Source organism: Undibacterium sp. Tian12W (genome assembly GCF_049339405.1).
Classification (GTDB): domain Bacteria; phylum Pseudomonadota; class Gammaproteobacteria; order Burkholderiales; family Burkholderiaceae_D; genus Undibacterium.
Genome location: NZ_JBMPPK010000002.1, coordinates 357,400 through 369,991, shown reverse-complemented (window position 1 = coordinate 369,991; position 12,592 = coordinate 357,400). Strand labels below are relative to the sequence as shown.

12 protein-coding genes are annotated in these 12,592 nt (G+C 51.2%); 8 read left to right on the top strand and 4 right to left on the bottom strand.

The features are described 5' to 3' along the window. Positions 1-92: 92 nt before the first annotated feature. Positions 93-707: an OmpW/AlkL family protein gene (locus tag ACO0LI_RS03700; RefSeq protein WP_423030932.1), complete on the bottom strand. Its 615-nt coding sequence runs from the start codon at positions 705-707 to the stop codon at positions 93-95. Positions 708-944: 237 nt separating this feature from the next. Between ACO0LI_RS03700 and ettA the strand changes: the two genes are divergently transcribed. Further along, on the top strand, positions 945-2,612 hold the full coding sequence (gene ettA / locus ACO0LI_RS03695; protein WP_423030930.1) for an energy-dependent translational throttle protein EttA: 1,668 nt from the start codon (positions 945-947) through the stop codon (positions 2,610-2,612). A gap of 207 nt (positions 2,613-2,819) precedes the next feature. Beyond that, positions 2,820-3,227, top strand: coding sequence for a flagellar basal body-associated FliL family protein (locus tag ACO0LI_RS03690; protein WP_422949238.1), 408 nt, complete (start codon positions 2,820-2,822; stop codon positions 3,225-3,227). A gap of 14 nt (positions 3,228-3,241) precedes the next feature. Here the strand turns inward: ACO0LI_RS03690 and deoD are convergent, their stop codons facing one another. Continuing rightward, positions 3,242-3,955, bottom strand: coding sequence for a purine-nucleoside phosphorylase (gene deoD, locus ACO0LI_RS03685; protein ID WP_423030928.1), 714 nt, complete (start codon positions 3,953-3,955; stop codon positions 3,242-3,244). A 188-nt stretch (positions 3,956-4,143) separates the two neighbouring features. On the opposite strand from deoD, the gene ACO0LI_RS03680 reads away from it, so the two are divergent. The 3 genes from ACO0LI_RS03680 (at position 4,144) to ACO0LI_RS03670 (ending at position 7,823) form a co-directional block, all read left to right on the top strand. Next, positions 4,144-4,740, top strand: a complete 597-nt coding sequence (locus ACO0LI_RS03680) for an IMPACT family protein (protein WP_423030926.1) — start codon at positions 4,144-4,146, stop codon at positions 4,738-4,740. Positions 4,741-4,986: 246 nt separating this feature from the next. Next, positions 4,987-7,218: a protein kinase domain-containing protein gene (locus ACO0LI_RS03675; RefSeq protein WP_423030924.1), complete on the top strand. Its 2,232-nt coding sequence runs from the start codon at positions 4,987-4,989 to the stop codon at positions 7,216-7,218. 137 nt (positions 7,219-7,355) lie between these two features. Beyond that, complete coding sequence (locus tag ACO0LI_RS03670) at positions 7,356-7,823, top strand: hypothetical protein (RefSeq protein ID WP_422949242.1); 468 nt, start codon at positions 7,356-7,358, stop codon at positions 7,821-7,823. Positions 7,824-7,830: 7 nt separating this feature from the next. Here the strand turns inward: ACO0LI_RS03670 and ACO0LI_RS03665 are convergent, their stop codons facing one another. Further along, complete coding sequence (locus ACO0LI_RS03665) at positions 7,831-9,351, bottom strand: sigma-54-dependent transcriptional regulator (protein WP_423030922.1); 1,521 nt, start codon at positions 9,349-9,351, stop codon at positions 7,831-7,833. A 188-nt stretch (positions 9,352-9,539) separates the two neighbouring features. Here ACO0LI_RS03665 and ACO0LI_RS03660 point away from each other — a divergent pair, with 188 nt between their 5' ends. From ACO0LI_RS03660 to ACO0LI_RS03650, 3 genes are all read left to right on the top strand, one after another. Further along, positions 9,540-10,118 (top strand): hypothetical protein, encoded by a 579-nt coding sequence (locus ACO0LI_RS03660; RefSeq protein ID WP_423030920.1) that lies wholly within the window; start codon positions 9,540-9,542, stop codon positions 10,116-10,118. Positions 10,119-10,161: 43 nt separating this feature from the next. Then, a complete protein-coding gene (locus ACO0LI_RS03655) occupies positions 10,162-10,455 on the top strand; it encodes a hypothetical protein (protein WP_423030918.1) in 294 nt (97 codons plus the stop codon). A 70-nt stretch (positions 10,456-10,525) separates the two neighbouring features. Then, on the top strand, positions 10,526-11,545 hold the full coding sequence (locus ACO0LI_RS03650; protein WP_423030916.1) for a hypothetical protein: 1,020 nt from the start codon (positions 10,526-10,528) through the stop codon (positions 11,543-11,545). Here the strand turns inward: ACO0LI_RS03650 and ltaE are convergent. Continuing rightward, positions 11,538-12,584 (bottom strand): low-specificity L-threonine aldolase, encoded by a 1,047-nt coding sequence (gene ltaE, locus ACO0LI_RS03645; RefSeq protein WP_423030914.1) that lies wholly within the window; start codon positions 12,582-12,584, stop codon positions 11,538-11,540. The two genes, ACO0LI_RS03650 and ltaE, sit on opposite strands and share 8 nt — an antisense overlap. Positions 12,585-12,592: the final 8 nt, after the last annotated feature.

Sequence of the window (12,592 nt, the reverse complement as noted above, 5' to 3'; positions counted from 1 at the left end):
AATTAGCACAGTGATGGCGGGGAAAATCTTTTGCCCAAATGAAAATCCCCTTCATGGAAGGGGATCACATCATTACCGGCAATTATTCTGGCTTAGAAACGGTAACCTACGCCGACACCTACCAACCAGGGATCAACTTTTACTGCACTGACTTTGGCACCGCTGATCGTCACATCACTGCGTATCTGCACTTTTTTGATATCCAGATTCAAAGACCAGTTTTTGTCGAGTTTGAAATCGACACCGGCCTGTATCGCCAAGCCAAAGCTGTTGCTGTCCAGACTCCCAGCACCTTTGAGCAGGTTCACATCAGAGATGCGGGTGTAATTAACACCGGCACCAACATAAGGGCTGATTTTTGAACCAGGTGCAAAATGATATTGCGCTGTCAAAGTCGGTGGCAGATGTTTGAAGGTACCGATGATGGCACCATCAAGCATGACATCATGTTTTTGCGGATAAGTCAGTATCAATTCAGCCGCCCAGTTTGGTGTGAAAAAATAAGTGATATCGACTTCAGGGATTTCTTTACTGCTGACTGTGATACGGTCTGCAGCACCTACTCCAGCCACAGGGTCAGAACTATTGGCAGGGTCGATATTGACAACACGGGCACGCACTTGCCATGGACTTTGTTCCTGGGCCATTGCCTGACTGGTCGTAAAACCGATAGCGACGAGTGAGAGAGCAATTACTAATTTTTTCATTTTTATTTCCTTTTCTTGACAGTCAACAGGGATGAATAAAGTGTAAATCCACACTGACTACAGGGACTTGAGCTAGCTCAACTCTTGTTGCGGAGCACAAAAATGAGAATAAGGCCTGGGGCTGTCTGGCTCTCTCACTTGCAAAGCAGCCTGACTTATATTGGATGAAATATTCCGTCCTGCGCCTGCTTGAGGTATCCTTGCAGGCATTCTTATTCCCATGAAAATTCAAGAAAAATGGCCAATTACGTCTATACCATGAATCGCGTCGGCAAAATCGTCCCGCCGAAACGCCAGATTCTCAAAGATATTTCCCTCTCCTTTTTCCCTGGCGCCAAGATAGGTGTGCTGGGTCTGAATGGTTCAGGCAAGTCTTCCCTGCTCAAAATCATGGCAGGCATAGATAAGGACATACAGGGCGAAGCAGTGCCCATGCCTAACCTGAACATTGGTTACCTGCCGCAAGAACCGCAACTGGACCCGGAACAAACCGTGCGTCAGGCCGTTGAATCTGCCCTGGGTGAAGTGTTTGAAGCCAAGGCCAAGCTCGAAGAAGTGTATGCCGCTTACGCAGAAGAAGACGCTGACTTTGATGCCCTGGCCAATGAGCAGGCACGTCTGGAAGCGATTATTTCTACATCCGCAGGCGACAATGTAGAACTGCAACTGGAAATGGCTGCCGATGCGCTGCGCCTGCCGCCATGGGATGCCAAGATAGGGGTCTTGTCCGGTGGTGAAAAACGCCGTGTCGCCCTGTGCCAATTGTTGCTGTCCAAGCCTGACATGCTCTTGCTTGACGAACCAACCAACCATCTGGATGCTGAATCGGTTGATTGGCTGGAACAATTCCTGTTGCGCTTCCCTGGCACCGTCGTCGCGATTACCCATGACCGCTACTTCCTTGACAATGCGGCTGAATGGATTTTGGAACTGGATCGTGGTCATGGTATTCCATGGAAAGGCAATTACTCTTCCTGGCTGGATCAAAAGCAAGCCCGCCTGAAGCAGGAAGAAGCGACAGAATCTGCGCGCCAGAAAGCGCTGCAAAAAGAATTGGAATGGTCGCGTCAGAATCCGAAAGCGCGTCAGGCCAAGAGCAAGGCGCGTCTGGCCCGCTTTAATGAGATGAGCGAACACGAATACCAGAAGCGCAATGAAACCCAGGAGATTTTCATCCCTGTGGCCGAGCGCCTGGGTAATGAAGTCATCGAATTCAAGAACGTCAGCAAAGCCTTTGGTGACCGCCTGCTGATCGACAACCTGAGCTTCAAGATCCCTCCTGGTGCTATCGTCGGTATCATCGGCCCTAACGGTGCGGGTAAATCAACCCTGTTCAAGATGATCAAGGGTCTGGAAACACCGGACAGTGGCGAAGTAGTACTGGGCCAGACAGCAAAAATCTCACTGGTAGATCAATCGCGTGAAGACCTTGGCAATACCAAGACCGTGTTTGAAGACGTGGCAAACGGCGCCGACATTCTGACCGTAGGCCGTTTTGAAATGCCATCCCGCGCTTATCTGGGCCGCTTCAACTTCAAGGGCGGTGACCAGCAAAAGATCGTTGGCAACCTGTCTGGTGGTGAGCGTGGCCGTTTGCATCTGGCCAAAACCCTGCTGCAAGGCGGCAATGTCTTGCTGCTGGATGAACCGTCAAATGATCTGGACGTGGAAACCCTGCGTGCGCTGGAAGATGCCTTGCTGGAATTTGCCGGTAGCGTCATGGTGATTTCGCATGACCGCTGGTTCCTCGACCGTATCGCCACCCACATCCTGGCGTTTGAAGGCAACTCTCAAGTCAGCTTCTTTGATGGTAACTATCAGGAATATGAAGCCGACAAGAAAAAACGTCTGGGTGAAGAAGGTGCAAAACCAAAACGCATCCGTTACAAGCCTTTGAGCGTATAAACTATCAGACGGCCAAGGCCGACCAACACCCGGTATGTAATTTGCATAAGCCTGTTTGTTATTCAGACAGGCTTATTGCAAATAAAACTACTGTAACTATCTACCTGGCGGCTTCAAGTTGTTTAACAGTATGTTTTATTGCATTGCGGTAAGCTATTGAAAAATAGTGATTTTTCCTGAGCAAACATTTGCAAAAGATAAGCCATCATGCTGAAAAAACATTTATACCCATTCCTGCTTTGCCTCGTACTCAGCCTGTCTTCTGGCATGGCTTTGGCCAATTCTGGCGGCAGTGCCAGCGCTTCTGGTGGCGGCTCCACTGCCAAACTGGAGGCATTTGTGGTTAACCTCTCCACTACCGAGCGCTACCTGCAACTTAGCATGGCCTTGCAAATCGCCAATGCAGAAGTCAACGACAAGATCAAATTATTCATGCCCAAGGTCAGGCATACCCTGATCCTGCTGCTTAGTAGCAAGGACGGCGAACAATTGCAAAGCCTGGAAGGCAAGCACCAGTTGATGGAAGAAATCAAGAATGGTGTCAATAAAACCCTGGATCTCAAAGAACACGATGGCGTGACTGACGTATTTTTTGAAAACTTCGTCATCCAGTAGGGCTTGCAAGTTCATCAATCGCAGGCATAACAGCTTTCGAGCGCAATTTCCACCATGTCGCTGTAACTGTTTTGCCTTTGCTCTGGGGTCATGCCAGCACCGCTGCGCAAATGATCTCCCACCGTCAACAAACCCAGGGCATGCACGCCATGTTCGGCGGCTACTGAATACAGGCCTGCCAGCTCCATCTCCACCGCCAGTATCTTCATTTTTTCCATGATGTCAAAAAACTGCGGCTGCACGCTGTAAAACAGATCAGCAGAAAATACATTGCCCACCTTGACAGGCTTTTGCAGGCAATGCGCAGTCTGCATTACCTTGGCCAGCAAACCATAATCAGCAAGCGCTGCAAAATCATGCTCCATGAAGCGCATGCGGTTGACCTTGCTGTCGGTACTGGCGCCCATGGCGACAATGACATCACCGAGTTGCATGTCTGCCCGCAGCGCACCACATGATCCCAGTCGTATGAGTTTCCTGACGCCATAGTGGCGTATCAGCTCGGTCGCATAAATACTGATCGAGGGTATGCCCATGCCATGCGCGAGTACAGAAATTTTCCTGTCGCGGTACCAGCCGGTATAGCCCAGCATATTGCGCACGGTATTGACCAGCAAAGCATCGCTAAGCCAGTGGTCAGCAATCATCTTGGCGTGCAGAGGGTCGCCAGACATCAGGACAATGTCAGCAAAGTCACCAGGGATAGCGTTTAAATGGGGAGTAGACATGCAGCTGCTCCGGTATGAAATACCCAAAGCTGAAAGATAAAGCGCATGTGGACAAAGCTGCTTGATGTATATCAGACATCCCGAGTATTTCAAGTTAACGAAAGAACGGTTTATGCAGTTTATCCAGTTTATGTATACCCAAGTCCGATTAGCCGCCAAAATAGCGGCTTTCCCCCATCCAGCACCCCATGTACCAGCTCGCCGCCCCTGCTTTTGCCGAGATCGAAATCAAGAAAAGCCGTTTTCTGGGGCAGTTGTACCCACTCAACAGTCGCGCAGAAGCACGCCAGCAACTGGCACAGATACGGGCACAACACCCGGACGCCGTGCATGTCTGCTGGGCACTGATCTGTACGGGTGATTCTGGACTCGATGATGACGGCGAGCCATCGGGCACCGCCGCCAAGCCCATGTATAACGTACTGGTACACAAGGACGTCACCAATGTGCTGGCCGTAGTCGTGCGCTACTGGGGTGGCATCAAGCTCGGTGCAGGCGGCCTGACCCGTGCCTATGGCCAGGCCATCTCCGACGCCTTCAAGCTCGCAGAATTGACCGAAGTTGAATACATGCTTGAATGGGACATCGTCTGCGCCTATGCCGACGAATCCCATGTACGCCGCCTGTGCGACAAATTCACCGCCAGCGTCACCGGGCTTGCCTATACCGAGTCAGCCACCGTCAGCATCAGCCTTAAACAAAAACTTGCTGCCAGCTTTGAAGCTGAATTGATAGAAATGCTCAAAGGGCAAGTCAGCATCATCAAGCCAGAACAAACAATTTAATTTCCACTCCACCGTTCCTGCCCCGTAGCGACTGTGCAAGCGGGATTTTTACATGTAAATTACTATCAATTAACATGTCATTTACATATAAAATAGATTGGCTTGTCACTGTGAGTACACAGTTTTGTAATAAAGTTCGCTATATTATTGCCGTTACATCTTGTTACGACTAGCAACTATCTTGCATGGATAGATAGCTGCACTTCGAACAATTGCGGCAAAAAATAATAACCATGCAAGAAACCCATGCAAAATACCAATCTGGCTAGCAACGACAATACTGGAGTAGAGGAAGTAAGCGTCAGCCTCAGACACTACGAATTCAAAAAACGTCTGGGTGAAGGCGGCTTTGGGCAAGTCCATGAAGCCTGGGACAGCAAACTCTGCCGCCCTGTCGCCATCAAACAGCTCAAAGCAACAGAAGGTGTAGGAAGCGCAATCCAGACCAGTAGCCTGCTCAAGGAAGCACGCCTGGCTGCGTCGCTGAAGCACCCGGCCTTCGTCAAGATCTTTGCGATTGAAGATGAAGATAATAGCCATTCCATCGTAATGGAACTGGTGCCCGGCCTGACTCTCAAGCAATTGCTGCAACAACACTCACAACAAGCACTGCAGCCGCTACCAGAGCAGCAGGCCATCAACATCATCTGCCAGGTCGCCGAAGCCATGCAAGAGGCCCACGCCAGTGGCCTCATCCATGGCGACCTGAAACCGTCGAACCTCATGGTCGAACCCGACGGCAAAGTCCGCATACTCGACTTTGGCCTCGCATCAAAAACCGATGCACAAGCCACCACATCCATGAGCCAGCTCGACCCCCAAGGCACGATAGCCTACATGGCCCCGGAACGCATGATGGGCAACCCGGCCAGCGCCCAGAGCGACATCTACGCCCTCGGCGTCATCCTCTACGAAACCCTGACCGGCCAACGCCCCTTCGCCAACGCCAGCGGCCTGGCCCTGGCCGCCGCCCTGATGCAATCGAATTCTGACACTTGGGAATTCCCACGAGGATGCAAACCAGAGTTGATCAAGCTGGTGCTGGGAATGACGGCGCGGCAGACGGACAAACGTTTGGGTAGCATGCAGCAGGTGTATGAGCAATTGCGTGGGCTGGTGAGTGGGCCGGTGCTTGTGGCCGCAGGAGGTGCTGGGAATGTAAGCAGCATTCCGGACAAAGGATGGAAGGCGCTGAGTGCGCCGAAACGCTTTGCTATCGTCAGTGCCATCGTTGTCGCTCTGGGGTATGGGGCTTGGCAGGCTGTGCCTTATCTTGAAATGGACAAGATGTCTTTAAAGCCGTTTTCGGAAGCTTTGACAATGAAGCAGGGGCTAGAAGCACTAAAACAGTTTGACAGACCTGGTAGTCTTGATGCAGCGGAAGCAAACTTCGAAGCGATTTTGAAACGTAACCCCATGCATGCCGCTGCAGTTGCGGGCCTATCGATTATTTACACATATAGGTATGACAGTGATAAGCAGGATGAAGTGTTACTGCAAAAAGCTGGAGCCAGCGCACAACAAGCTTTGAAGCTCAATGATAAGTTAGCTCTCAGTCACATTGCGATTGCTCGTGTGCAGGCTCAATCAGGTAAAAAAGAACTAGCTTTAAATACTTATGAAAAAGCATTAACGCTTGATCCCGACAATATTTTTGCCATTTACGGAAGAGTTAATGTCCTAAGAAAAATGAAACGATTTGACGAGGCAAAAAAATATGCTTCATCAGGACTTGATAAATTCCCACATGAAAGGCTGTTCGCTGAAGAATTAGGCATTGCCAATTATGAGCAAGGCAAATACACAGAGGCAGAGCATTTTTTTAGATTGAGTATAAAAATACAGCCTGACTCTGTCATTCCGTATGCGAATCTTAGTAATGTTTTAGTTAAGCAAAACCGTGATGTTGAGGCGATGGAGATTCTTCAGCAAGGACTATTAATCCGGCCAAGTGCGTATCTATATTCAAATTTAGGCCTCGCATTATTCAAAAATGGTAAATATGTCGAAGCAGCAGAAGCATTTGAGGCAGCTATATCCCCCGATAAAGGTAATCCAGAAATATATTGGGCATGGGCTAACTTAGGAGATACTTTACGTTGGATCCCCGGAAAAGAAAGTGAAGCAAAAAAAACATACGAAAAGGCCCGTGATTTACTTGCACCACGTGTACAAGCTAGTCCAAATGATATTTCTCTAGCCTCTCGCTTTAGTCTCTATTCAGCTCGAATTGGTGACAAAGAAAAATCAACAGAATATATGCAACGTGCTCTCAAGCTTGGTCCCAAAGATTCAAATGTACATTTTCGTGCAGGTATGACTTATGAGCTTTTTGGTCAAAGAGATGCAGCAATTGAGGAAATAGGCAAAGCAATAGAGTATGGTTATTCGATAAAATCATTAGAATCCGAGCCCGACCTAATCAGTTTAAGACGAGATCCTAGATACACAAAAATAATAAATAACCAGTCAAAATAACCTGGAACAGATTTTGCTGACGTGTTTACGAAGTAAAATTTTCTTTAATCTATTGTGCTCGATTATGGAAATGGCCTGCATGTATATCATGGGTAAGCATGCTTATTTGTTTTGTTCAATCATTTGAAAGTTTGAATATGAGTGATCCAGTCCCACCAGTAAATTACATCTTTACAACGCTCTTTAATCAAGGTGACCCGCAAAGTCGTGCCACTGTTTCAGCCATAGGAAAATTCACTCCAGAGCCACCAAGAAGTCAAATCAACAATAAACGCATCCTTAAAGTTGGAGATACCGTAACGTTCAATTTCCAAGGAAAGCCGAGCGATCCAAATAATACGGTAACTGTTACGGCTAGCGCCTTCATTGCAATTTGCAAGGGCATATTAAGTGATGGCAAAGAAGCTCCCGTCGGTACAGCAAAAACTTTATGTCCCGTAGATGGCGTAACAATTGCCATATCTGACGACAGTCTTGGTTTTTGGGGTTTTACCATTTCATTTACCGCGGACTTTATAGATCCTTCTGGCAATGTCGTAAGCTCAGAGTTTTTCTACCTGCCCGATCCTGAGGTTGATGTAACTGCAGGAGGCGGTGGTGGATAATGTGAGTTTACAACTTACCCATCACCTTCAAATACCGCCTCAACGCCTCGCTAGGCGTTTTCAATAAAGCAGCACAAGCCTCTACATCGCCAGCACTGGTTTCCAGTGACTGGCGAATTTCTTCTGTGGGTATCTGCTCAGCCCGGCGTATCTGGCTGTGGTTGTCGAGCAGCTTGTACATCGACGGGCGTGAGACGCCGAGTTCTTGTGCTGCTCCCTGTATATACCAGTCGTTGTTTTCCATCGCGCGCAGGACGTCTTCATCGCTGAGTTCGGCCAATTTTTTGCGGGGTGTCGCTGGCTGCAGGATTTTGCTGTCTGTGCTTATGCTGGCCTGTGCCACGCTGGATTGCGCCTGGTGGGTGGTTTTGACGAGGCTGGCGAGTTGTGGCACCTCACCGAGTTGCAGGGCCAGCAGAGCGCGGCGCAGGACGTGGGACAACTGGCGGATATTGCCTGGCCAGTCGTAATTGGCAAATTCGCTGACCAGTGCCACCGGCAGGCTGGTGCCTATGTCATTTTGCAGTTTGCTATTGCTGAGCAGGTGCAGTAGCAAGACACCTATGTCTTCACGGCGGGCGCGTAGCGGTGGCAGGTGGATGATGAAGCTTTCCAGGCGGCGCAGCAGAGCCTGGTTAAAGCCTTCGCTATATAAATCCTGGTCGGTCGCGGCAATCAGGCGGGCGCTGGACTTTTGATCTTGCTGGGCACCGAGCGGGCGGTAGTCGCCGCTTTCGAGTACGCGCAAGAGCATGGGTTGTATGCTGGCAGGGGTATTGCCTATTTCATCGAGGAAGAGGGTTGCGCCTTCTGCCTCGGCAAACAGGCCTTTGCGGGCGTTTTGTGCGCCTGTGTAGGCGCCTTTGACGGCACCGAACAAATCGGCAGCGGCCAGGGCTTCATTCAAGGCTGCCATGTTGACACTGACCAGTTCTGCATTGGCACGCTTGCTATAGGCGTGGATGGCGCGGGCGGCAATTTCTTTGCCGGTGCCGGTTTTACCCAGCAGCAGGACAGGCAGCTCAGTGCCTGCGACCTGGCGTATCTGGTCGCGGGCGACGATGGCGGCGCTGCCTACGCCGATGAAGCCCAGCGCGGGATTGTGCTTGGGCAGGCAGCGCATCCAGTGCAGGCAAATCACAATGGCGCGGCCCAGGCCGAGGATGACGCCTGCCTCTATCTGCTCACGGCTGAGTGCCACGGGTGCGCTGATCTCTGCTCCATTGACCTCAACCACCATGCGGCTGGCAGGTGGTGTGATGAGGACGTTGTCACCGGCATCGCGGCTGATACGCACAGGATCACGCGAGATGCCGCCATAACCTAGCGGCAGGCCGTCTTTACCGGGATGACGGAATAGCGGCAGGAAACGGTTGATCTCGACCTGGCCATCAGGGTTGCTGGCCATGAACTGTTCACCTATGCGCTGGCTGTCTGGGTGCCAGATGATAGTCAGACCCAGCAGGGCAGACGCATTGTCGGCCAGCTTGGCCAGGGGTGAGGTCAGGGTGTAGTCGGTATCGGTCATTGTGTTTGCAGCGTAGCTCTTACTTGAATGTAAGCGACAGTGTAAAGCGCCAATGTAAATTTGTATGCTTTACATGTCAATTGGGTCTGAAAAACAGACTTCCCCCTAGGGAAGGCATGCTGGCACGGCGTTTGCAAATAGGCATGCATTGCGCAAGTGAACGTACTTGCCCCTTGAAGGAGATCGCCATGCCCACGACTGAAATCTTGTTAGTTGCTCTTAATCTGCTGTTATTCATGCTGCTCAGCAAAATGGCCTTGAAGGCCAGGCTGGCGCGCAATATTGCCATGCGCCTGCTGACAGACGATGTTTATTACAATGAAACCCGCGGTGTACTGATACAAAAAAATGTAGAACGCGCCAGGCTTAGCTGGGGCTGGTCCAGCATAGGGACGGTGACACAGCTACCAGTCACCCGCCCACAAGACCCGCATGCCGCCTGGTCGGCAGCTGTGCACACTTCTACCCACTTGCGTTTGCGCCCTTTGCCAGAACCGGCACCCTCAGTGCTGGAAGTGCCATATGCCTTGTGGGCCACGACCTGGGCATCAAAAGATACACCCTGGTCCACCACAGTCAGCCTGAAACCAGAAAAGAAAAACGACACCGTGGCCGAAGCACAGTCAGCAGCCCCGGCCACACCAATCACACCAATCACACCAGCCACACCCATCACACCGGCCCGCAAATCTGCTGTCAAGCCCGGCAGGACCGCGCAAGACATGCTGGACCTGGGGATGATGCAGCACGCCCTGTTTTGCAAATAATCCGGAGCAACCAGCCATGCCTATATTCTTCCAGGAGTCACGTATGAAGCCCGCACAGCAATTCGTGAATGCAGAGATGTTATTGAAACTTGATCCTGTTGCAGACTTTGCGCTTTTCCAGGATTGTCTGCCACCGATGCTGAGGTTGCAAGCAAATCTGTTTGGCGAACATACGCCTAGCGAGGCTGAGGAGGAGGCTGCTGTAGAGAGTTTCCGCAATCTTTTTTCTGGTGCCAGAAACGGCTTTGACAGACGCAAATTGGACAAGCCAGCACCAGTGGCAGCAGGGATGAAAACGCATTATCACCGCCGCAAGAGTGATGGCAATGCAAGTTGATGGCACGAGTGCTTTGAGGTGAAGCACGATAAAAAAATAATGCAGGCATCTGACAAAATCAGGATAAAAAATGATGACAGAAAAAAAATTACTCGCCTCTGATGACATTGATCCTCTGGTTATTTTTGCGCCAGAAGAACCCGGCCTGCAATGGCAGCGTATCAGCGGCATGGCGGTGCTTGATGAAGCCAGCCAGGAGCTGGAAGTCTGCCGCATGTCTTGCATGACGCTGGCAGAAGCCAAGGCATTTGCGGCAACAGATGACCGCATCAGTTTTTTCTTTTACGTCAAACATTACGCCATCATGTATCACCATCATGTTTTGCATGCGGGCGATGTAATCTTCTTTTCCGGGACACCTGTATTGCATGCAGAGCCAGGAGCCGACTGCTTTGAAAAACCGGCAGCGCCGGACAGCAAACTGAGTATTACCGCCGCGCCAGGGAATAACTGGATTTCAGTACAGGCACAGCTACAAGTCCCTTTTCTGAGCAGTGAACAGGCACATGCCTATCTGTGGCCATGCCTGCGGCCTGGTCAGGATAATAATGTTGAAAACATGGATGGTGGCTTGCAGGCAGTGCTCAGCTACAACCCGGCCAGCTCCGCATCTGGCCCTGGTGACCATGCGGGATGGTGGGTGTGTGGTCAGTATGTGCATGCAGGCGGCCAACAAAAAACTGCGCAAACCTGCTTTGGTGGGCCCAGCATGCCCGTCAAACCTGGCGATATCCTGAGCTGCCGCATTGTGTATGATGCGGCTAACCGTAGCTGGCTGCAAACCATCACCAATACCGAGAATAATAATAGTGTCTCTTTCCCGGTATCGGTAAAACAGAAACCGGGACAGGCACACGACAGAAACACGGTCAGCTTCAGCCTGGAAAATCTCTCACAGGCAAGGCACCGTCACTTGCACCAGTGCCTTAGCCTGTTCAATGTCATCATCAAGACCAAATACCCGCAAAGCAATCTGGGGCAGGGTTTGAATAACCTGCCCTATGTGGATCACGCCAGGCTATGTGAAAACCAGAGCAGCCTGCATATCAGCCGCATCATCCTGTACAGCCCGATGCTGGATGTCAGATAGACGATACGCTGTGATGCTTGCTGAAGTAAGCCTGGAATACAGACAGCACTTTATCAATGTCAGCAGCCGAGACATCGAGATGGGTGACCATGCGCATATGTGGGGTCACCCTGGCGAGGATACCATTTTCGTGCAAGAGTTCTGCCAGCCCGGCACAGGCTGCAACGGGCAGGTCGGCATAGACGATATTGGTTTGCGGCGTCTGCACTTGCAAGGCGCTGATCTGGCGCAGGCCATTCGCCAGGCGTTCTGCATTGGCATGGTCTTCTGCCAGGCGTGGGATATGATGTTCCAGCGCATACAAACCGGCAGCAGCGAGCATGCCGGCCTGGCGCATGCCGCCACCCAGCATCTTGCGCCAGCGTTTGGCCTGATTGATCAAGTCATGACTGCCACAGAGTACAGAACCTATGGGTGCACCCAGACCCTTGGAAAGACAGACCGAGACACTGTCAAAACCCTGTACCGCCTGCCTGGGGCTGATGCCAAGCTTGACGATGGCATTGCATATGCGTGCGCCATCCAGATGGGTGGCCAGGCCGCGCTCATGGGCGAGGCTGGTGGCAGCTTGTATGTAGTCAGGTGGCAGTACCTTGCCGCCTATGGTGTTTTCCAGCGCCAGCAAACGGCTACGGGCAAAGTGGAAGTCATCAGGCTTTATGGCATTGGCAATATCGTCCAGGGCTATGCTGCCGTCTGCCTGGTTAGTCAGGGGCTGTGGTTGTATGCTGCCCAGCACGGCAGCACCACCGCCCTCATATTTATAGGTGTGTGCCTCCTGCCCGACGATGTATTCATCACCGCGGGCGCAATGCGCGAGCAGGGCCAGCAAATTGCTTTGTGTGCCGGATGGCGCGAACAGGGCAGCTTCATAGCCAAACAGGTCGGCGGCATAAGCCTGCAGACGATTGACAGTGGGATCATCCCCATACACATCATCACCGAGTTCGGCGGTATGCATGAGTTCACGCATGGCAGGGGTAGGTCGGGTGACGGTGTCACTGCGTAAATCTATCCAGTTTTGCTGGCTTTCTGACATGGTTTTTC